We start from the raw sequence: 20909 nt of genomic DNA on the forward strand, positions 1-20909 counted from the left end.
TCCCCGGGGGGCCGCCCGCCCGTCGGGGGCCGTCCGGAGGTCCCGTAGTCTTCCCGCGTGTCCAGGATCCCGCCGCTGCACGGCCCCCGGTTCGCCTTCGGCACCCTCACCGCGCTGCCCGTCGGGGTGAGCCGGTGGGACCGCGGGGCGGCCCGCGCCGGGATGCTCTGCGCGCCGCTGGCCGGCCTGGTGGTCGGCGCGGCGGCCGCCGCCTGCGGCCTGCTGCTGCTCCTCCTCGGCGCGGCCCCGCTGCTCGCCGCCGTCGCCACCGCCGCCGTGCCCGCGGCACTGACCCGGGGCCTGCACCTGGACGGCCTCGCGGACACCTCCGACGGGCTCGGCAGCGGCCGGCCCGCCGAGGACGCGCTGCGGATCATGAAGCAGTCGGACATCGGCCCGTTCGGGGTCCTCACCCTGGTCTTCGTGCTGCTGGCCCAAGTGGCCGCGCTGGCCCAGCTGTACGGCACCTCGTGGGCCCGGGGCGCGCTCGCGGCCGCCCTGTCGGCGGTCGTCGCCCGCCTCGCGCTCACCCTGGCCGCGCGCACCGGGGTGCCGGCCGCGCGGCCGGAGGGGCTGGGCGCCGCGGTGGCCGGCGCGGTGCCGGTGCCGGCCGCCCTGGCCGTGGCAGGGGCCTGCCTCCTGGCGGCGGCGGCCGCGGGTCCGCTCCTCGGCGCGTACGGCGCCGTCCGCGCGGTCCTCGCGCCGGTCCTCGGCCTCGCCGCCGCCGAACTCCTGCTGCGCCACTGCACCCGCCGCTTCGGCGGGGTGACCGGCGACGTCTTCGGAGGGCTCGCGGAGACCGCGGCGACCACCACCCTCGTCGTCCTGGCCCTCGGCTAGCTGTTCTGTCCGGGGAGGTTGCGGACGGGTGGGCCGGGTCTCGGCCGCGGGCTCCGGCGCCGGGCCCCTCCCCCGGCTCCGCTTCCGGACCCCGCTCCCGCCGACTCGGCCTCCGTCGTGCGCAGTTGACGGCACCACGCCCCGGACGGGTGTCCTCCGGAACCGCGGCGGGGCCGGTGAGCGGGCCGGGACGTGTCCGCGACCCCACGGTCAGGTGAACACCCGCGGGGACGCGCGACGCGGTGGCGCGCGTAGGCTCGTGCTGGTTGTTTACCCGATCAGGTAAGGACCGCACCGCAGGAGGGACCCAGGGTCGGATGTCGGGCCCGGTCGACCCACCCGCATTCGGCCACACCACCTTTCACAGGGAAGCGAGATTTCACCACCGTGACTGCTCTCACTCTCAGCACCGCTGCGGCGCCTGGCCTGCGGGCCGACGCGATCGTGATCGGTGTCGCCAAGGGCACCAAGGGCCCGGTCGTCGCACCGGGCGCGGAGGCCGTCGACACGGCGTACGACGGCCGGCTCGCCGACGTCCTGGAGACCCTCGGTGCCTCCGGCGCCGAGGGCGAGGTGACGAAGCTGCCCGCACCGTCCGGCTTCAAGTCCCCGCTCGTGCTGGCGGTGGGCCTCGGTGCGCAGCCGGAGAAGGACGCCGAGTACGGCGCCGAGACGCTGCGCCGCGCCGCCGGTGCGGCCGCGCGCGCCCTGGCCGGGGTCAAGAAGGCCGGCTTCGCGCTGCCGCTCGCGGACGCCGCCGACGCCGGGGCGCTCGCCGAGGGTGCGCTGCTCGGCGCCTACGCGTTCGACACGTACAAGGAGAACGGCAAGGACAGCCGGGCGAAGAACGGCCGGGCGCCGCTCGCCGAGGTCGCCCTGCTCGGCGGCAAGCCCCGGGACAAGGCGTACAAGGCCGCCGTGGAGCGCGCCGCCGCCGTCTGCGAGGAGCTGAACCGGGCCCGCGACCTGATCAACATGCCGCCCAACGACCTCTACCCGGCCTCGTTCGCGGCGATCGCCCAGGGCGCCGCCAAGGAGCACGGCCTGAAGGTGCAGGTGCTCGACGAGAAGGCGCTGACCAAGGGCGGCTACGGCGGCATCCTCGGCGTCGGCGCGGGCGCGGCGGCGGCGCCGCGGCTGGTCAAGCTCTCCTACACGCACTCCAAGGCGAAGAAGCACCTCGCGCTCGTCGGCAAGGGCATCACCTACGACTCGGGCGGCATCTCGCTGAAGCCGGCCGGCCACAACGAGACGATGAAGTGCGACATGAGCGGCGCGGCCGCGGTGTTCGCCGCCGTCGTGGCGGCCGCCCGCCTCGGCCTGGAGGTCAACGTCACCGGCTGGCTGGCGCTGGCCGAGAACATGCCCTCCGGCTCCGCCACCCGCCCCGGTGACGTGCTGCGCATGTACAGCGGCAAGACGGTGGAGGTGCTCAACACCGACGCCGAGGGCCGGCTGGTGATGGCGGACGCGCTGTGGGCCGCCTCGCTGGAGAAGCCGGACGCGATCGTGGACGTCGCCACGCTGACCGGCGCGATGATGCTGGCGCTCGGCAGCCGCACGTTCGGGATCATGGCGAACGACGAGGCGTTCCGCGGCGCGATCCACGAGGCGGCCGAGGAGGTCGGCGAGGACGCCTGGCCGATGCCGCTGCCCGAGCACCTGCGCAAGGGCATGGACTCCCCCACCGCCGACATCGCCAACATGGGCGAGCGCATGGGCGGCGGCCTGGTCGCCGGCCTCTTCCTGCGCGAGTTCGTCGGCGAGGGCATCACGTGGGCGCACCTCGACATCGCCGGCCCCGCCTTCAACGAGCAGGGCCCCTTCGGCTACACCCCCAAGGGCGGCACCGGCAGCGCGGTGCGCACGCTGGTGCGCCTCGCGGAGCTGACCGCCGCGGGCGACCTGGGCTGACGCCCCGCCGCGCGCCCGGCGGCCCGGTCCCACCCCGTCGTACGGCGGGTGCGGGGCCGGGCGCGGCCGGGCGCGCGGCCGTGTCCCGGGGCGGGACCGGGCCGCCGGGCGTGGGACGCATCACACTCCGGCCCGGCGTCTCGTTCACTCCCGACAAGTGCGAAGATGGGGCACGGCAGGACAGGGCCCCCACCGAAGGGCCGAATCCCAAGCGGCCGGACACCAGCCGCCTGTCGGTCACCGACGACCGGCGCACGGCGCACATGCATGGAGGACGTGACGTGGCGAACGACGCCAGCACCGTTTTCGACCTAGTGATCCTCGGCGGTGGCAGCGGTGGTTACGCCGCGGCCCTGCGCGGGGCGCAGCTGGGCCTGGACGTCGCCCTGATCGAGAAGAACAAGCTCGGCGGCACCTGCCTGCACAACGGCTGCATTCCGACCAAGGCCCTGCTGCACGCCGGCGAGATCGCCGACCAGGCGCGCGAGGCCGAGCAGTTCGGTGTCAAGACCTCCTTCGAGGGCATCGACATCGCGGGCGTCCACAAGTACAAGGACGACGTCGTCGCCGGCCTGTACAAGGGTCTGCAGGGTCTGGTCGCCTCCCGCAAGGTGACCTACATCGAGGGCGAGGGCCGCCTGTCCTCCCCGACCTCCGTGGACGTCAACGGCCAGCGTGTGCAGGGCCGTCACATCCTGCTCGCGACCGGCTCCGTGCCGAAGTCGCTGCCGGGCCTGGAGATCGACGGCGACCGGATCATCTCCTCCGACCACGCCCTCGTCCTGGACCGCGTGCCGAAGTCCGCGATCATCCTGGGCGGCGGTGTCATCGGTGTCGAGTTCGCCTCGGCGTGGAAGTCCTTCGGCGCGGACGTCACGGTCATCGAGGGCCTGAAGCACCTCGTCCCGGTCGAGGACGAGAACTCCTCCAAGCTGCTGGAGCGCGCGTTCCGCAAGCGCGGCATCAAGTTCAACCTCGGCACCTTCTTCCAGAAGGCCGAGTACACCCAGGACGGGGTCAAGGTCACCCTCGCCGACGGCAAGGAGTTCGAGGCCGAGGTCCTCCTCGTCGCCGTCGGCCGCGGCCCGGTCTCCCAGGGCCTGGGCTACGAGGAGGCCGGGGTCGCCATGGACCGCGGCTACGTCCTCGCCGACGAGTACATGCGGACCAACGTCCCGACGATCTCCGCCGTCGGTGACCTGGTCCCGACCCTCCAGCTCGCGCACGTCGGCTTCGCCGAGGGCATCCTGGTGGCGGAGCGTCTGGCCGGTCTGAAGACCGTCCCGATCGACTACGACGGTGTCCCGCGGGTGACGTACTGCCACCCGGAGGTCGCCTCCGTCGGCATCACCGAGGCCAAGGCCAAGGAGATCTACGGCGCGGACAAGGTCGTCGCTCTGAAGTACAACCTGGCGGGCAACGGCAAGAGCAAGATCCTGAAGACCGCGGGCGAGATCAAGCTCGTCCAGGTCAAGGACGGTGCCGTGGTCGGCGTCCACATGGTCGGCGACCGCATGGGCGAGCAGGTCGGCGAGGCCCAGCTGATCTACAACTGGGAGGCGCTGCCGGCCGAGGTCGCCCAGCTCGTCCACGCCCACCCGACGCAGAACGAGGCGCTCGGCGAGGCCCACCTGGCCCTGGCCGGCAAGCCGCTGCACTCCCACGACTGACGCCCTCAGTCACCGGACGCGACGACACAGACTTCCGCTTCCCCCGGGCCCCCGGCTTCGCCCGGACCCGGGGGGAACCCATCCGTAAGGAGCAACCGAAACCATGGCGGTTTCCGTAACCCTTCCGGCGCTCGGCGAGAGCGTCACCGAGGGCACTGTCACCCGCTGGCTGAAGGCCGAGGGCGAGCGCGTCGAGGCCGACGAGCCGCTGCTCGAGGTCTCCACCGACAAGGTCGACACCGAGATCCCGGCCCCCGCCTCCGGCGTGCTGGCCTCCATCAAGGTCGCCGAGGACGAGACCGTCGAGGTCGGTGCCGAGCTGGCCCTGATCGACGACGGCTCCGGCGCCCCCGCGGCCGCCCCGGCCCCCGCCGCCGAGGCCGCTCCGGCCCCGGCCGCCGAGCAGCCCGCCCCGGCGCCCGCCGCCCCGGCCGCCGAGCAGGCCGCCCCCGCCCCGGCGCCCGCCGCCGAGGCCGCCCCCGCCGGCTCCGCCGAGGGCACGGACGTGGTCCTGCCCGCGCTCGGCGAGTCCGTCACCGAGGGCACCGTCACCCGCTGGCTGAAGTCGGTCGGCGACAGCGTCGAGGCCGACGAGCCGCTGCTCGAGGTCTCCACCGACAAGGTCGACACCGAGATCCCGGCCCCCGCCTCCGGCACCCTGCTGGAGATCGTGGTGGGCGAGGACGAGACCGCCGAGGTCGGCGCCAAGCTCGCCGTCATCGGTGCCGCCGGTGCCGCCCCGGCCGCCGCTCCGGCCGCCCCGGCTCCGGCCCCCGCCGCCGAGGCCCCGGCCGCTCCGGCTCCGGCGCCCGCCCCGGCTCCGGCCCCCGCCCCCGCCCCCGCCCCGGCTCCGGCGCCCGCGCCGGCCGCCCCGGCCCCGCAGGCCGCCCCGGCCCCGGCCCCGCAGCAGGCAGCGCCGGCCCCCGCGCCGGCGCCGGCCGCCCCCGCGCCCGCCCCGGCCGCGCAGGCACCGGCCCCGGCCGCCGCCGCGTCCGACGAGGGCGCCTACGTGACCCCGCTGGTGCGCAAGCTCGCCGCCGAGAACGGCGTCGACCTGTCCGCCGTCAAGGGCACCGGCGTCGGTGGCCGCATCCGCAAGCAGGACGTCCTCGCCGCCGCAGAGGCCGCGAAGGCGGCGGCCGCTCCGGCCCCCGCCGCGGCCGCTCCGGCCGCCGGCAGGAAGGCGCCGGTCCTGGAGGCCTCGCCGCTGCGCGGGCAGACCGTGAAGATGCCGCGGATCCGCAAGGTCATCGGCGACAACATGGTCAAGGCCCTGCACGAGCAGGCCCAGCTGTCCTCGGTCGTCGAGGTCGACGTGACCCGCCTGATGCGCCTGCGCGCCCAGGCCAAGGACGGCTTCGCGGCCCGTGAGGGCGTCAAGCTCTCCCCGATGCCGTTCTTCGTGAAGGCCGCCGCCCAGGCGCTGAAGGCCCACCCGGCCGTCAACGCCCGGATCAACGACGCCGAGGGGACCATCACCTACTTCGACACCGAGAACGTCGGTATCGCGGTGGACTCCGAGAAGGGCCTGATGACCCCGGTCATCAAGAACGCCGGTGACCTGAACCTCGCCGGCATCGCCAAGGCCACCGCCGACCTGGCGGGCAAGGTCCGGGCCAACAAGATCACCCCGGACGAGCTGTCCGGCGCGACCTTCACCATCAGCAACACCGGTTCGCGCGGCGCGCTGTTCGACACGATCATCGTGCCCCCGGGCCAGGTCGCGATCCTCGGCATCGGCGCCACGGTCAAGCGCCCGGCCGTCATCGAGACGGAGGAGGGCACGGTCATCGGCGTCCGCGACATGACCTACCTGACCCTCTCCTACGACCACCGCCTGGTGGACGGCGCCGACGCCGCCCGCTACCTGACGGCGGTCAAGGCGATCCTGGAGGCGGGCGAGTTCGAGGTCGAGCTCGGCCTGTAGTCCGACCGCCTTCGCAGGTCCCCACGGCGCCCCCGTCCGGAGCATTCCGGGCGGGGGCCCCGTGCTGTCCGGCGCGACCTGCGTGTAAGCCTCGTCTCACCTGCGAAGAAGCGCCCGTATGCGCCCTTCCCCGCGACGGCCGCCGCCGTATTGTCTAAGCGTCACTCGCCCCAGGGTCCCCGCCCGCCGTCCGACCACCGCCCGCACCGAGGCCCTCGTGCCCCGCCGCATCGGATCGCCCCCCGAGAAGGAGCCCTCATGACCGCGCCCGTCGTCCACTCGCTGCGCGAGCAGATCCGCGAGCACATCGTGGAGGGGATCGTCAGCGGGCGCTGGAAGCCGGGCGAGCGGATCGTCGAGCGGCGGATCGCCACCGAGCTGGAGGTCAGCCAGACCCCGGTGCGGGAGGCGCTGCGCGAGCTGGAGTCGCTGCGGCTGATCGAGTCCGCGCCCAACAAGGGCGTGCGGGTGCGGAACCTGACGGCGGCCGACCTGGAGGAGAGCTACCCGGTCCGGGCGGGCCTGGAGGCCATCGCCGCGGAGCTGGCGGCGGAGCGGCTGGCGCAGGACTGCTCGGCGCTGGAGCCTCACGTCACCGCCCTCTACGAGGCCGACCGCGCCGCCGACGGCACCGCCCAGGTACGCCACACGGTGGGCTTCCACCGGGAACTGGTCCGCGCGGCCGGCAACTCGGTGCTGCTGCACACCTGGGAGGGGCTGGGCATCGAGGTGTTCACCGCCCTGTCCATCCGCTGGCTGGGGACCGTCCAGCAGTCCTACGCCGAGGAGCACCAGGAGCTGGTGGAGGCCTTCAAGCGCCGGGACCCGCGGATCCCCGAGCTGGTGAAGGCGCACGTCCTCGGCTGCGCTCCGCGGGCGTGACGCACCCGAGCCCCCCCCGCTCACCTGCGAAAGCCAGGCACGAACGCGGCACCGCGTGCCTGTTCGAAGGGCACCGCGTGCCGACTTTCTCGTGATCAAGAGATTTTGGCCCCGAAATCTTTGATCGATCATCGATCAGGGAGCTAGAGTCGCCGACGGGCTCCGACCCGAGCCCACGCCCTGTCCTGCCAAAGACCAAGGGCACCCCCGAACCCTTACCGATGAGGGAACCCCCTTCGACTGAGGAAGGCGGCGACATGACCGACCCCAAGGCCATCCAGCCGAGCGAGCTCGACCAGCTCCCGGACCGCGACCCGGAGGAGACCGCCGAATGGCGGGCGTCCCTGGACGCCGTCACCGAGGCGGCCGGGCCGCACCGTGCCGCATACCTGATGCGCCGCACGCTGGAGCGCGCCGAGGGCGCCGGCATCGCGCTGCCGAAGCTCCTGGAGACCGACTACGTCAACTCCATCCCGACCGCCGCCGAGCCCGCGGCGCCCGGCGACCCGGAGATGGAGCGCCGGATCACCGCGTGGAACCGCTGGAACGCGGCCGCCATGGTGACCCGCGGCAGCAAGCACGGCGTCGGCGGCCACATCGCCACCTTCGCCTCCGCCGCCTGGCTGTACGAGACCGGCTTCAACCACTTCTTCCGGGGCAAGGAGGCGGACGGGTCCGGCGACCAGCTCTACATCCAGGGCCACGCCTCCCCCGGCATCTACGCCCGCGCCTTCCTCGACGGCCGGCTGGACGAGGCCCACCTGGACAACTTCCGCCAGGAGGCCGGCGGCGACGGCCTGCCCTCGTACCCGCACCCGCGCCGGCTGCCCTGGCTGTGGGAGTTCCCGACCGTCTCCATGGGTCTGGGCCCGCTGTCCGCGATCTACCAGGCGCGCTTCAACCGCTACCTCACCAGCCGCGGCATCAAGGACGTCTCCGCGTCGCACGTGTGGGCGTTCCTCGGCGACGGCGAGATGGACGAGCCGGAGTCGACGGCGGCCCTCGCACTCGCCGCCCGTGAGGAGCTGGACAACCTCACCTTCGTCATCAACTGCAACCTGCAGCGCCTCGACGGCCCGGTCCGCGCCAACTTCAAGATCGTGCAGGAGCTGGAGGCGCAGTTCCGCGGCGCCGGCTGGAACGTCGTCAAGACGCTCTGGGGCTCGGCCTGGGACGAGCTGTTCGCCCTCGACACCACGGGCGCGCTGGTCCGCCGCCTGCGCCAGGTGCCGGACGCGCAGGTGCAGACGTACCAGACCCGCGGTGCGGCCTACATCCGCGAGGACTTCTTCGGCACGGACCCGGCGCTCGCCGAGATGGCGAAGCTGCTGAGCGACGACAAGATCCTCGACTGCTTCCACTTCTCCCGCGGCGGCCACGAGCCCCGCAAGGTGTACGCCGCCTACAAGGCCGCCGTGGAGCACAAGGGCGCTCCGACGGTGATCCTGGCCCAGACGGTCAAGGGCCACACCCTCGGCGAGGGCTTCGCGTCGAAGAACGCCAACCACCAGATGAAGAAGCTGACGGTGGACGAGTTCAAGGCGATGCGCGACCTGCTGGAGCTGCCGATCGCCGACAGCGCCTTCGCCGACGGCCAGGTCCCCTACGGCCACCCCGGCGCGGACGCCCCCGAGGTCCGCTACCTCCAGGAGCGCCGCGCGGCCCTCGGCGGCCCGGCCCCGGCCCGCCGCACGCACCCGGTGGCGCCGCTGCCCGCGCCCGCCGAGAAGGCGTTCGCCTCCTTCGACAAGGGCTCCGGCTCGCAGAACGTGGCCACCACGATGGCTTTCGTGCGCCTGGTCAAGGACCTGGTCCGGGACAAGGAGACCGGCCGCCGCTGGGTGCCGATCGTCCCCGACGAGGCGCGCACCTTCGGCATGGAGAGCCTCTTCCCGTCCCTCGGCATCTACTCGCCCAAGGGCCAGACGTACGAGCCGGTCGACCGCGACCAGCTGATGTACTACAAGGAGGCCAAGAACGGCCAGATCCTCAACGAGGGGATCACCGAGGCCGGTTCGATGGCCGACTTCATCGCCGCGTCCACCGCGTACGCGACGCACGGCGAGGCGATGATCCCGTTCTACATCTTCTACTCGATGTTCGGCTGGCAGCGCACCGCCGACCAGATGTGGCAGCTCGGCGACCAGCTCGGCCGCGGCTTCCTGGTCGGCGCCACGGCGGGCCGCACGACGCTCACCGGCGAGGGCCTGCAGCACGCCGACGGCCACTCCCCGGTGATCGCGGCGACCAACCCGGCGGCGCTGTCCTACGACCCGGCCTTCGCCTACGAGATCGCGGTGATCGTCAAGGACGGCCTGCGCCGCATGTACGGCGAGCCGGTGCCGGGCGAGGACCCGAACGTCTTCTACTACCTGACCGTCTACAACGAGCCGCTGCCGCAGCCGGCGAAGCCGTCGGGGCTCGGCATCGACGAGGGCATCGTCAAGGGCCTGTACCGGTTCAACACGGCGGAGTCCGCGGGCCTGACCGCCCCGGCGAACGCGCCGCGGATCCAGCTGCTGGGCTCCGGCACGGCGATCCACTGGGCGCTCCAGGCGCAGCGGATGCTCGCCGAGGAGTGGGGCGTGGCCGCCGACGTGTGGTCCGCGACCTCGTGGACCGAGCTGCGCCGGGACGCCATGGACGCGGACGCGGCGCTGCTGCGGGGCGAGGAGCGGGTGCCGTACGTCCGCCAGGCGCTGCAGGCCGCCGAGGGCCCGGTCCTCGCGGTGTCCGACTACATGCGCCAGGTCCCGGACCAGATCGCGCAGTGGGTCGAGCAGGACTGGTCCTCGCTGGGCGCCGACGGCTTCGGCCTGTCGGACACCCGTGAGGCGGCCCGCCGCCACTTCGGCGTGGACGCACCGTCGATCGTGGTCGCGGCGCTCGCGCAGCTCGCCCGCCGCGGCGAGGTGAAGGCGTCCTCGGTCAAGGAGGCCCGGGAGCAGTACGGCCTGTAGCGGCCGCGGGACATCGACGGCACAGGGGCACGGCGATCGCCGTGCCCCTGTGGTGTCGGTGGGTCCCGGCATCATGAGGGCATGCGTGCCGCCCGTCTGATCCGCATGGTGCTGCTGCTCCAGTCGCGGCCCTCGATGACCGCCGCCGAACTCGCCCGTGAGCTGGAGGTGTCGGAGCGGACCGTGACGCGGGACGCGCAGGCCCTGTCGGAGGCGGGGGTGCCGGTGTACGCCGACCGGGGGCGGGCCGGCGGGTACCGCCTGGTCGGCGGCTACCGCACGAGGCTGACCGGGCTGGCCCGCGGTGAGGCCGAGGCGCTCTTCCTGAGCGGGGTGCCGGGGGCGCTGCGGGAGATGGGGCTGGACGACGCGGCCTCCGCGGCCCGGCTGAAGGTGTCCGCCGCGCTGCTGCCCTCCCTGCGGGACGCCTCGCGCACCGCGGCGCAGCGCTTCCACCTGGACGCGCCGAGCTGGTTCCGGGAGCCGGGGACGCCGGCGCTGCTGCCCGCGGTGGCGGACGCGGTGTGGGACGACCGGCGGATCCGGGCCCGCTATCGGCGCGGGTCGCGCGAGGCCGAGCGGGAGCTGGAGCCGTACGGGCTGGTCCTCAAGGCGGGCGAGTGGTACCTGTGCGCGCGGGTCACCGGGCACGGCTCCTTCCGGGCGTACCGGGTCGACCGGTTCACCGGCGTGGCCACCGGCGGGGAGCGGTTCGCCCGGGACGCGGACTTCGACCTGCCCGCCTTCTGGGAGGAGCGGGCGGAGCAGTTCGCCCGGTCGCTCCTGCGCGCCGAGGTCGTGGTGCGGCTCTCTCCGGACGGCGCGCGGCGGCTGCGGCACGCGGTGGACGCGCGGGCGGCCGGGGAGGCGCTGGAGCGGGCGGGCGCCTCCGACGCGGAGGGCTGGGTGACGGCGACCCTGGCGGTGGAGTCCGAGGAGGTCGCCCACGCCCAGCTCACGGCGCTCGGGCCGGAGGCCGAGGTGCTGGCGCCCCCGGCGCTGCGGGAGCGGTTCGCGCGGGACGCGCTGCGGCTGGCGGCCCGGTACCGCCCATAACAATCCGCCGCACTCCGCGTGCGCCCCCTGCCCCGAGGCCCGATGCTTGACCCGTGATGGACGAGACGGAGTTCTGGGAGCTGATCGACGCCACCCGCGAGGCCGCCGGCGGCGATGCCGAGGAGCAGGCGGACCTGCTCCTCGAGCGGCTGCTCGGGAAGGATCCCGAGCAGGTGCTGGACTTCGCCCGTCACTTCGAGGCCCGCTACAACCGTGCCTACCACTGGGACCTGTGGGGCGCCGCCTGGGTGCTGCTGGACGGGGCCAGCGACGACGCGTTCGACTTCTTCCGGTGCTGGCTGATCGGCCAGGGCCGGGAGGTCTTCGAGGGCGCCCTGCACGATCCGGACGTGCTGGCCGAACTGCTCCCCGACTTCGACGAGGAGATCGACGGCGACGGCGAGGAGCTCGGCTACGCGGCGGACGAGGCGTACGAGCAGCTCACCGGCATCGTCGCCCCGGATCTCGGGATCGCGCCCGCGCCGGCCGAGCCGGAGGGGACGCCGGTCGACTTCGAGAACGACCGGGTGCTCGCGGAGCGGTACCCGAAGCTGTGGGACCGCTTCCGCGAGTAGCCCTCCGCGAGGTCCCGCCGGGCCCGCCCCACCCGGCCCCCTCCCGCACGGGACCGTTCGGGGCGTCCGTTCACACCCTGCCCTGGAGGCGGGCCGCGGCCTGCCGGATGTCGGGGAGCAGGGCGGTGAGGGCGGCTCCCGGGCAGCTGGTCATGTATCCGTCCCGGTGCCCGGCGAGGGCGGGGAGGTCGGCGGCGGTGCCCGCCTGGAAGCGGCTCTGGCCGTTGCTGGAGACCAGGTGGGCCCGGGCGCGCGGGTCGACGTCGGCGAGGCCCAGCTTCCAGGCGGCCAGCGCGGCGATCGCGTCGGTCATGGCCCGCGGCACCTCGGCCCCGGAGGTGAAGGTGCCGAGCGCCGCGATACCGGCCGTGCGGTGGTTGAGGCCCAGCGTGTGGGCGCCGGTGACGGCACGGTCCACGCCGCCCGCACGGCCCTCGTAGATGGTGCCGCAGCGGTCGACGACGAAGTTGTAGCCGAGGTCGTCCCAGCTGCGGATGCCGGTCTGGCCCGCGTAGAGGTGGCGGATGATGCGCGGGGCGTCGGCGCAGTCGTACGCGTTGGGCGAGTCGGTGTGGTGCACGAAGACGGCGACGACCCGGTCGTCGTAGTGGGGCGGGGGCTGCGTGCGCCGGACGGTGGCGTCCATCCAGGCCGAACGCGGCACGATGCGGGGCCGGGGCGCGTGGTGCGCGGGGTGCGCGGGCCCGGCCGAGCGGACCAGGGCGGTGCGGGCGGAGGCGGCCGCCCCGCGGTCGATGTCCCGGGTGCACAGCACCAGCGCCGCGACCGCGGCGGAGCCCGCCAGGCAGCACAGCAGGACGACGGCGGCGCGGCGCAGCCGGCCGGGACTCCACGGGGCCCGCCGGGCTCCTCCCAGGACACGCATGGTCCCACTGTCGGCGCGAACGGGTTCGTCCGCGATGTGTGTTCTGCCACCTGGTGGAACCATCGTCCTGCTCCAGGACGTTTCTGGGGGTACACGTACACATGGCCGGTGCCCGTTCCCGCGTGCGGCGGGGCACCGGCTCCGGCCGCACGCACCCCGGGGATCCGTGAGAAAGGCGGCGTGAGTGGATCTGCTCGACCTCCTGCTGTTGCTGGTGATCGTCCTGTACGCGGCCTCCGGCTACCGGCGCGGACTCGTGGCCGGATGCCTCTCGCTGGCCGGGTTCGTGGGCGGCGCGGTCGTGGGTGTGTGGATCCTGCCCTGGGCGATGGGCCTGGTCACCCGCGGCACCTCGGCCGCGACGGTGACCGCCGTGCTCACCGTGCTGGTGCCGGCGGTGCTGGGGCACGAACTGGCGGGGCGGCTGGGGCTGCGGCTGCGGCGCGAGCTCGACCGCGCGGGCCGGGGTCCGCTGCGGCTGGTCGACGGGGTCGGCGGGGCCGCGGCCAACGCGGTGGCGGTGCTGATCGTGGCCTGGGTGGCTGCGAGCGTCCTCGGCGCCTCCTCGTCCCCCGTGGTCACCTCGGCGATCCGCGACTCCAGGGTGCTGGGCGCGGTGCAGGACACGATGCCGGACACCACGCCGGCGTGGTTCTCGCGGGCCACCTCGGCGCTGACGGAGGCGGGCTTCCCGCAGGTCTTCAACCCCTTCGAGAACGAGCCGGCGGCGGGCGTGGCCGAGCCCTCCGGCGACAGCGTGACGCGGAGCAGCACCAACGCCGCCCAGCTGAGCACGGTCAAGATCGAGGGCACCTCGGGGAACCAGGGGCGTGAGGGCAGTGGTTTCGTCTTCGCCCCCCGGCACGTGATGACCAACGCGCACGTGGTGGCGGGCATCGACGACCCGGCCGTGCGGATCGGCGGCGTCGGGCGGTCGTTCGAGGCGCGCGTGGTGCTGTTCGACCCGGACCGGGACGTGGCGGTGCTGTACGTCCCCCGGCTGCAGGCTCCCGTCCTGCACTTCGACGGGACCGCGGCGCACGGCGACTCGGCCGTGGTCGCCGGCTATCCGCAGGCCGGCGACCTGAACCTCCAGGCGGCGACGGTCGCGAACCGGATCCGCGCGACCGGGCAGAACATCTACAGCACCGGCACGGTCACCCGTGAGGTGTACTCGGTCCGCTCCACGGTCCGCCCGGGCAACTCCGGCGGGCCGCTGCTGACCACCGACGGGCGGGTCTACGGCATGGTGTTCGCCCGCTCGACCTCCGACGACGAGACGGGGTACGCGCTGACGGCGGCGGAGATCCGGCCGGACGCGCAGCGCGCGGCGGCGGCCACGACCCCGGTGGACACCGGGCGGCTGGTCTCGTCGTGAGGCCCGGCGGCCCGGGGCGGGGCCGTCAGAGCGGGCGGCCCATGAGGACGTCGTCCACGTAGGCGCCGTCGATGAGGAACTCCCCGGGAAGCACGCCCTCGACCGCGAAGCCCTCGGACTCGTAGAGCCTGCGGGCCGGGGCGTTGGGCCCGAGGACCCGCAGGGTGATCCGGCGGGCGCCGCGCCGCCGGGCCTCGTCGAGGCAGGCCCGCAGCAGGGCGCGCCCGACGCCGGTCCCGCGCGCCTCGTCGGCGACGGCGAGCCCCTGGATCTGGCGGACGTGGGTGTTGCACGCGAGCGGGGTCGGCAGCGCCAGCCGGATGTAACCGACGACCGTGCCGTCGAGTTCGGCGACGAGGTGGTCGCGCGGGCCGGAGCGCTCGCCGAAGAAGGGCGGGTGCGGCTCCTGCGGTCGCGGCTGGACGGAGTGCAGCGGCGACCAGGTGGCGCGGTCGAGCCGGCCGAGACTCTCCTCGTCGCCGGGCCGGGCGGGGCGTATGGAGGGGTACGGAACCGGCATGCGGGTCACTGTACGGCAGACGCCGGACGGCCTCCCGGGGATTTTTCCGGCCTGCGGGGCACCATGTGGCCATGGAACGTACGCGAATTGCGGTGGCCGGGGCGTCCGGCCTCATCGGCGGTGCCCTGGCCCGGTCCCTGGCCTCGGACGGGCACGAGGTGGTGCGCCTGGTGCGCCGGGAGACCCGGGGAACGGACGAGGTGCGCTGGGACCCGGAGGGCCAGTACGTGGACACGGCGGGGCTGGCCGGGTGCACGGCCGTGGTCGATCTGGCGGGCGCCGGCATCGGCGACCACCGCTGGACGGACGCCTACAAGAAGACGATCCGCGACAGCCGGGTCCTCGGCACGGCCGCGCTGGCCGAGGCGGTCGCGTCCATGGACGAGCCGCCCCGGGTGTTCGTCGGCGGCAGCGCGATCGGCTTCTACGGCGACACCGGCGACCGGAAGGTCGACGAGGACGCACCGCCCGGCGACGGCTTCCTGGCGTCGCTGTGCGTGGAGTGGGAGGAGGCCGCGGCTCCGGCGCAGGAGGCCGGCGTGCGGACGGTGTTCGCGCGCACCGGACTCGTCGTGTCCGGCGAGGGAGGGGCGTGGGGGCGGCTGTTCCCTCTGTTCAAGGCGGGGCTCGGCGGCCGGATCGGCGACGGGCGGCAGTACTGGTCGTTCATCGCGCTGCACGACGAGGTGGCGGCGCTGCGGCACCTCATCGACACGGAGGACCTGTCCGGGCCGGTCAACCTCACCGCCCCCGAGCCGCTGACGAACCGTGAGGTGACGGAGGCGATGGGGCGGGTGCTGCACCGGCCGACCGTGCTGTCCGTCCCCGCACCGGTGCTGCGGGCGGCCCTCGGCGAGATGGCCGGGGACGTGCTGAGCAGTCAACGGGTGGTGCCCCGGCGGCTGCTGGAGTCCGGGTTCACCTTTGCGTTCCCGGATGTGGAGGGAGCGATCCGGGCCGCCCTGTGACGGGTGGGCCGGAGGGCGGACTTCCGCCTGTGTTCCGGCTCACGACCCCTGTCGATCGTATGCGACCGTCGTGCGACCGTGCCCTGCCTCTGCGCGACTGCACATGACCGGTCGTCGCCCTAACCTCGACGCGAACTCGGGTATTCCTCACGCCGGTTGAGGGCATCACAGCTCCACCGGTCGCGCAACCTCGAGGAGGGGCACGTGCTTGAGCCCGCGTACCAGGCGGATGTCGTCGTCGTGGGAGCCGGGGTTGCCGGGCTCTCGGCGGCGCATCGGCTGATCAGCGCAGGAGTAACGACCGCCGTCCTGGAGGCCGCCCCTTACGCGGGCGGCCGCATGTCGACGGAGAAGGTCGACGGTTTCCGGCTCGACCGGATAGGACAGCTGCTGTCCACGGCGTATCCCGAACTGGAGCTGACTCCAGGGCTCGACGCGCTCGTCCTGCGTTCCTTCGCGCCCGGGGTGCTGCTGCACAGCGACGGACGGCACCACCGGGCGGGCACTCCGGCGGGCGGGAGGAGCGCAAGGGGCGCACTCCATGCGGTGCGCGCCCTCGCGAGCGCCCCCCGGCCGCCGACGGCGCCCCGGCTGCGGGCCTCCGGCACCCTGCGGCCGGCCGTGGTGCGGCCCCGCTCGGGCGCCCCGCTGGGCACCGCGGTCGACCAGGCCCGGCTCGGACCGGCGCTCGCCCGGATCGCGGGCATGCCGGTCCAGCGGCTGCTGGCCCGGCCCGAGCAGCCGGCCGCCCAGGCGCTGGCGGCCCGCGGGCTGCCCGCCCGCACGGTCGACGGCTTCCTGCGGCCGCTGCTGGCGGCGCTGCTGTGCGACCCGGACCTCACCACGTCCAGCCGGTGCGCCGACCTCGCGCTGCGCGCGTTCGCCGCCGGCCGGCTGTGCCTCCCCGAGGGCGGCGCGGAGGCCCTGCCGGAGCTGCTCGCCCGGACGCTGCCGCCCGGGACCCTGCACACCGGAGTGCGGGTCACCTCGGTGTCCACCAGCGCGGTGACCACGGCCGAGCACGGCAGGATCCGCTGCCGGGCCGTCCTGCTCGCCACCGACGCCCGGGCGGCCGCCGCGCTGCTGCCGGGGCTGCGGGTGCCGGACTTCCACCCGGTGACGGTGGTGCACCACACCATGGACGAGGCCCCCTCCACGGGCGGCCACCTGCTGCTGGACGCCGACCGGGGAGGGCCGGTCGCCCACACCTCGGTGATCAGCCGGGTCGACCCCTCGCGGGCGCCGGCGGGCCGGACCCTGGTGTCCTCCACGGTCCTCGGCACTCCCCCGGCCGAGGTGGACACGGCGGTCCGCATCCACCTGTCCCGCCTCTACGGCACCTCGACGTCCCGCTGGGAGACCCTCGCCGTGCACCACACCGCCGAGGCCGTGCCCGCGATGCGTCCGCCGCACGACCTGCGGCGCACGGTGCGCCTGCTGGCGGGCCTGTACGTGTGCGGCGACCACCGCGACACCAGCACGGTCCAGGGCGCCCTGCACTCCGCGCACCGGGCCGCCTCGGCCGTCCTGACCGACCTGGGCGCCACCCGGCCGGCGCCCCGGACGGCCCCGGACCCGGAGGCCGAGGCGGCCTGACACGCCCGGCGGCGGCGCTCCCGGCGGCGGCCGGACCCGGAGGCCGCCGCGGCGGGGGGCACGGCGGGTCAGCCGAGGGCCGCCACCTTGTCGCGGTAGGTCCGGACCGGCGCGGCGTCCCGGTACGGCTCCAGACGGCGCTCGAAGTCCCGGACGTACTCGTTGGCCCGGACGGAGCGCATGTCGGCCGCCTGCCCCGCCGCCTCGGCCCCCAGCCGGCAGGCCTGGTCGAGGTCGCCGAGGCCCAGGCGCGCGGTGGCGAGGACGACCCGGGAGAACAGCCGGCTGCGGGCGTACGCCGGTGCGCGCAACTGGAGGGAGCGCTCGGCGTGCTGGGCCGCGGCGCGGTACTGCTGGAGGTCGCGGTGGCAGTGCCCGAGCTCGTCGGCGAGCTGGGCCTCGTCGAAGCAGCGGGCCCACGGAGGCACCTCGTCGCCGGGGCGGGCGGCCTCCAGGGACCGCTCGGCCCGCGCCAGCGAGGCGGTGCAGGCGCGCACCTCGCCGAGGACCGCGTGCCCGCGGGCCTCGGCGGCGTGCAGCAGCGCCTGCACGACCGGGGCGGCCGACCCGCCCAGGCCCTGCTGGGCGACGCGGGCGAGCTGAACGGCCTCCCGCCCGTGCCCGAGGTAGACGGCCTGGCGGCTCATGGTGATCAGCACGTAGGCGCCGTAGGACCGGTCCCCGGCGGCCTGTGCCAGCCGCAGCGCCTGCACGAAGTAGCGCTGGGCTAGCCCGTGCGCGGCGATGTCGTACGAGGTCCAGCCGGCGAGCCGGGTGAGGTCGGCGGCCGCGGCGAACAGCCGGCGCCCGGTCTGCTCGCCGTAGGTGCCGCGCAGCATCGGCTCGCACTCGTGCTCCAGGTAGCGCACCAGGGCCTGGCGGGCGTGGCCGCCGCCGTACATGTCGTCCAGGCTGCGGAACAGCTCGCCGACCGAGCGCAGCGCGGCGATGTCCCCGGCGGTGACGCGCTGGCCGGGGCCGCGTTCGGCCTGCCCGCGCTGGCGGGGCAGCGGGACCAGGGGCCCCGGGCGGTCCGCGGCCGCCGTCGGCCGGGGCGCGGCCCGGACCTGGGCCGGGACCCGGGCGGGGTGGGCCTCGGCGCGCACGACCCGCTCGTCGGCCCGCCCGATCAGCCAGTCCCGGCTGGGGACGACCAGGCCGGCCGGCGTGAAGGCGATCTTGCGCAGCTCGGCGTGGCTGCCGGAGTCCTTGCGCCACAGCCCGCTGACGATGTCGACGGCCTCCTCGGGGGTTGCGGCGAACTCCAGGCCCGCGTAGACCGGGGCGCAGGCGTCCAGGCCGAGGTCCTGCGCGGACAGGCGGCGGCCGAGACGCCGGGTGAAGACCTCGGCGATGAGGGCGGGCGTGGTCCCCCGGGGCTGCTGGCCGCGCAGCCAGCGGGTGACCGACGTCTTGTCGTATCTCAGGTCCAGTCCGTGTTCGAGGCCGAGCTGGTCGACGCGACGGGCCAGACCTGCGTTGGAGAACCCCGCTTCTGCGATGAGCGCGGCGAGCTGTCGGTTGGGCGTGCGCTGCGCGGGTCGTTCCGTCATCTGCGGTGCGGTCTCCTGCCTTTCGGGCACCCGCGGGGCCGCGTGGTGCCCGGATTGCCTGTGAGCAGCCCTTATGGCCTCGTGAACGGCGCGAATGTAGCGGAGCGTAAGCGGCCCGTCGCAGGCTTCGGGGGTCATTCATCCGATCGTGTGAGGATTGCCCGTACGGCTGACGCGGGACGGCCGGACCGATCCGCGACGGCCGGACGTACAGTGGCGTGGGCACGTTTCGTGCCTTACGACCTGCCAGGGAGGCGCTAGCCGTGAGTGAGCTGCGGTTCGTCCGCATGGGATTCGGTGCCGAGGCCGTGGAGTACCGGGAGGCCTGGGACGAGCAGCGCCGGGTGCACGCCGCCCGGTTCGCGGACGAGGTGCCCGACACCGTGCTCCTGGTGGAGCACCCCCCGGTCTACACCGCGGGCCGGCGCACCCAGGACAGCGAGCGCCCGCTCGACGGGACCCCCGTCGTCGACGTCGACCGCGGCGGCAAGATCACCTGGCACGGTCCCGGGCAGCTCGTCGGCTACCCGATCCAGAAGCTGCCGCGCCCGGTGGACGTGGTCGCCCACGTGCGGCGCCTGGAGGACGCGCTGATCCGCGCCTGTGCGGAGTTCGGCCTGGAGACCACCCGGGTCGAGGGCCGCAGCGGGGTGTGGGTGCTCGGCGACCCGGTCGAGCGGCGGACCACCCCGGGCGGCCTGTCGCTGGACTTCGACCCGCGGCTCGCCGACGAGGAGTTCGACCCGCGGCTGAACGGCCCGGACTACGCCCCCTCCAACGCCGGCCAGCGGCGCGAGGACCGCAAGATCGCCGCCATCGGCATCCGGGTGGCCAAGGGCGTCACGATGCACGGCTTCGCACTGAACGTGAACCCGGACAACACCTGGTTCGACCGGATCATCCCCTGCGGGATCCGGGACGCGGGGGTCGCGTCGCTGGCCGGCGAGCTGGGCCGGGACGTGACGATCGCCGAGGTCCTGCCGGTGGTCGAGCGCCACCTGCGGGACGTGCTGGAGCACGCCGACCCCCGGCCGCGCGAGGTCGAGCGGGCGAGCGCCTGACCGGCACCGCCCCCGGGGAATGCGCCCTGCGGCCGCAGGGTCGGCCTCACCGGTAGGGCTCAGTAAACACGGGCGTACCCTGGTGTACGCCGAAGAATCGAAGCTACAGGGAGCCGGTCGTGTCCGCAGTCGCACCCGACGGACGCAAGATGCTGCGCCTGGAGGTCCGCAACAGCCAGACCCCCATCGAGCGCAAGCCCGAGTGGATCAAGACCCGGGCGAAAATGGGTCCCGAGTACACCAAGATGCAGAGCCTCGTGAAGAGCGAGGGGCTGCACACGGTGTGCCAGGAGGCCGGCTGCCCCAACATCTACGAGTGCTGGGAGGACCGCGAGGCGACCTTCCTCATCGGCGGCGACCAGTGCACCCGGCGGTGCGACTTCTGCCAGATCGACACCGGCAGGCCCGAGGCGCTCGACCGCGACGAGCCCCGCCGCGTCGGCGAGTCCGTGGTCACCATGGACCTGAACTACGCCACCATCACCGGCGTCGCCCGCGACGACCTGGAGGACGGCGGCGCCTGGCTGTACGCCGAGACGGTGCGCCAGATCCACCGGCAGACGGCGGAGCGCGAGGGCGGCCGCACGAAGGTGGAGCTGCTCGCCCCGGACTTCAACGCGGTCCCGGAGCAGCTCGCCGAGGTCTTCTCGTCCCGGCCCGAGGTCTTCGCGCACAACGTCGAGACCGTGCCCCGGATCTTCAAGCGGATCCGCCCGGGCTTCCGCTACGAGCGCTCGCTGAAGGTCATCACCGAGGCCCGCGACGTCGGCCTGGTCACCAAGTCCAACCTGATCCTCGGCATGGGCGAGACCCGCGAGGAGGTCGGCGAGGCGCTCCGGCAGCTGCACGAGGCGGGCTGCGAGCTCATCACGATCACGCAGTACCTGCGGCCGAGCGTCCGGCACCACCCGGTGGAGCGGTGGGTCAAGCCGGACGAGTTCGTGGAGCTGAAGGAGGAGGCCGAGCAGATCGGTTTCTCCGGTGTGATGTCGGGCCCGCTGGTGCGTTCGTCGTATCGTGCCGGGCGCCTGTACCGGATGGCGATCGAGAAGCGCGGCTCCTACGTCGCCTCCCAGGCCGTCTGACGTACCGTCAGCGCCCTTCCCCCGCAAGGGGGCCCGTG

Annotated in this window: 16 protein-coding genes; 13 read left to right on the forward strand and 3 right to left on the reverse strand. The window is 74.3% G+C overall.

What is annotated here, in order from left to right; genetic code table 11:
• Positions 1-57 precede the first annotated feature (57 nt).
• The 8 genes from P3H78_RS00780 to P3H78_RS00815 all read left to right on the forward strand — a co-directional run bounded on the left by P3H78_RS00780 (position 58) and on the right by P3H78_RS00815 (position 11824).
• The gene (locus tag P3H78_RS00780; protein WP_276106734.1) at positions 58-840 is read left to right on the forward strand and encodes an adenosylcobinamide-GDP ribazoletransferase; all 783 of its coding nucleotides are present in this window, start codon (positions 58-60) and stop codon (positions 838-840) included.
• A 387-nt stretch (positions 841-1227) separates the two neighbouring features.
• Complete coding sequence (locus P3H78_RS00785; protein WP_276106735.1) at positions 1228-2754, forward strand: leucyl aminopeptidase; 1527 nt, start codon at positions 1228-1230, stop codon at positions 2752-2754.
• Between the two features lie 281 nt (positions 2755-3035).
• Entirely contained in the window at positions 3036-4424 is a 1389-nt protein-coding gene (gene lpdA, locus P3H78_RS00790) for a dihydrolipoyl dehydrogenase (protein WP_276106736.1), read from the forward strand.
• Positions 4425-4527: 103 nt separating this feature from the next.
• Entirely contained in the window at positions 4528-6351 is a 1824-nt protein-coding gene (gene sucB, locus P3H78_RS00795) for a 2-oxoglutarate dehydrogenase, E2 component, dihydrolipoamide succinyltransferase (protein ID WP_276106737.1), read from the forward strand.
• A gap of 258 nt (positions 6352-6609) precedes the next feature.
• Positions 6610-7233, forward strand: coding sequence for a GntR family transcriptional regulator (locus P3H78_RS00800; protein WP_276106738.1), 624 nt, complete (start codon positions 6610-6612; stop codon positions 7231-7233).
• A 257-nt stretch (positions 7234-7490) separates the two neighbouring features.
• Complete coding sequence (gene aceE, locus P3H78_RS00805) at positions 7491-10193, forward strand: pyruvate dehydrogenase (acetyl-transferring), homodimeric type (protein ID WP_276106739.1); 2703 nt, start codon at positions 7491-7493, stop codon at positions 10191-10193.
• An 81-nt stretch (positions 10194-10274) separates the two neighbouring features.
• On the forward strand, positions 10275-11249 hold the full coding sequence (locus tag P3H78_RS00810; RefSeq protein WP_276106740.1) for a helix-turn-helix transcriptional regulator: 975 nt from the start codon (positions 10275-10277) through the stop codon (positions 11247-11249).
• Between the two features lie 56 nt (positions 11250-11305).
• Positions 11306-11824 carry a DUF4240 domain-containing protein gene (locus P3H78_RS00815; RefSeq protein ID WP_276107310.1) on the forward strand — a complete coding sequence of 173 codons (519 nt, stop codon included), beginning with the start codon at positions 11306-11308 and terminating at the stop codon, positions 11822-11824.
• A 70-nt stretch (positions 11825-11894) separates the two neighbouring features.
• On the opposite strand, the gene P3H78_RS00820 is transcribed toward P3H78_RS00815, so the two are convergent.
• Positions 11895-12710, reverse strand: a complete 816-nt coding sequence (locus tag P3H78_RS00820; RefSeq protein ID WP_276106741.1) for a peptidoglycan recognition protein family protein — start codon at positions 12708-12710, stop codon at positions 11895-11897.
• A 184-nt stretch (positions 12711-12894) separates the two neighbouring features.
• Between P3H78_RS00820 and P3H78_RS00825 the strand changes: the two genes are divergently transcribed.
• A complete protein-coding gene (locus P3H78_RS00825; RefSeq protein ID WP_276106743.1) occupies positions 12895-14088 on the forward strand; it encodes a MarP family serine protease in 1194 nt (397 codons plus the stop codon).
• 25 nt (positions 14089-14113) lie between these two features.
• On the opposite strand, the gene P3H78_RS00830 is transcribed toward P3H78_RS00825, so the two are convergent.
• A complete protein-coding gene (locus P3H78_RS00830; RefSeq protein ID WP_276106744.1) occupies positions 14114-14608 on the reverse strand; it encodes a GNAT family N-acetyltransferase in 495 nt (164 codons plus the stop codon).
• A gap of 71 nt (positions 14609-14679) precedes the next feature.
• On the opposite strand from P3H78_RS00830, the gene P3H78_RS00835 reads away from it, so the two are divergent.
• Positions 14680-15576 (forward strand): TIGR01777 family oxidoreductase, encoded by an 897-nt coding sequence (locus tag P3H78_RS00835; protein ID WP_276106745.1) that lies wholly within the window; start codon positions 14680-14682, stop codon positions 15574-15576.
• A 204-nt stretch (positions 15577-15780) separates the two neighbouring features.
• Complete coding sequence (locus P3H78_RS00840; RefSeq protein WP_276106746.1) at positions 15781-17172, forward strand: NAD(P)/FAD-dependent oxidoreductase; 1392 nt, start codon at positions 15781-15783, stop codon at positions 17170-17172.
• A 68-nt stretch (positions 17173-17240) separates the two neighbouring features.
• Here the strand turns inward: P3H78_RS00840 and P3H78_RS00845 are convergent, their stop codons facing one another.
• Positions 17241-18725, reverse strand: coding sequence for an NsdA family TPR-like regulatory protein (locus P3H78_RS00845; protein ID WP_276106747.1), 1485 nt, complete (start codon positions 18723-18725; stop codon positions 17241-17243).
• 263 nt (positions 18726-18988) lie between these two features.
• Here P3H78_RS00845 and lipB point away from each other — a divergent pair, with 263 nt between their 5' ends.
• Positions 18989-19786, forward strand: a complete 798-nt coding sequence (gene lipB / locus P3H78_RS00850) for a lipoyl(octanoyl) transferase LipB (protein ID WP_276106748.1) — start codon at positions 18989-18991, stop codon at positions 19784-19786.
• Between the two features lie 119 nt (positions 19787-19905).
• The gene (gene lipA / locus P3H78_RS00855) at positions 19906-20871 is read left to right on the forward strand and encodes a lipoyl synthase (protein ID WP_276106749.1); all 966 of its coding nucleotides are present in this window, start codon (positions 19906-19908) and stop codon (positions 20869-20871) included.
• Positions 20872-20909 lie beyond the last annotated feature (38 nt).

This window comes from Streptomyces tropicalis, assembly GCF_029269835.1.
Classification (GTDB): domain Bacteria; phylum Actinomycetota; class Actinomycetes; order Streptomycetales; family Streptomycetaceae; genus Streptomyces; species Streptomyces tropicalis.

What these genes read in the sequence shown, in the direction of transcription:
- sucB (WP_276106737.1), top strand. Translation starts at nt 4,528, where the DNA reads ATGGCGGTTTCCGTAACCCTTCCGGCGCTCGGCGAGAGCGTCACCGAG.
- P3H78_RS00800 (WP_276106738.1), top strand. Translation starts at nt 6,610, where the DNA reads ATGACCGCGCCCGTCGTCCACTCGCTGCGCGAGCAGATCCGCGAGCAC.
- aceE (WP_276106739.1), top strand. Translation starts at nt 7,491, where the DNA reads ATGACCGACCCCAAGGCCATCCAGCCGAGCGAGCTCGACCAGCTCCCG.
- P3H78_RS00810 (WP_276106740.1), top strand. Translation starts at nt 10,275, where the DNA reads ATGCGTGCCGCCCGTCTGATCCGCATGGTGCTGCTGCTCCAGTCGCGG.
- P3H78_RS00815 (WP_276107310.1), top strand. Translation starts at nt 11,306, where the DNA reads ATGGACGAGACGGAGTTCTGGGAGCTGATCGACGCCACCCGCGAGGCC.
- P3H78_RS00820 (WP_276106741.1), bottom strand. Translation starts at nt 12,710, where the DNA reads ATGCGTGTCCTGGGAGGAGCCCGGCGGGCCCCGTGGAGTCCCGGCCGG.
- P3H78_RS00830 (WP_276106744.1), bottom strand. Translation starts at nt 14,608, where the DNA reads ATGCCGGTTCCGTACCCCTCCATACGCCCCGCCCGGCCCGGCGACGAG.
- P3H78_RS00835 (WP_276106745.1), top strand. Translation starts at nt 14,680, where the DNA reads ATGGAACGTACGCGAATTGCGGTGGCCGGGGCGTCCGGCCTCATCGGC.
- P3H78_RS00845 (WP_276106747.1), bottom strand. Translation starts at nt 18,725, where the DNA reads ATGACGGAACGACCCGCGCAGCGCACGCCCAACCGACAGCTCGCCGCG.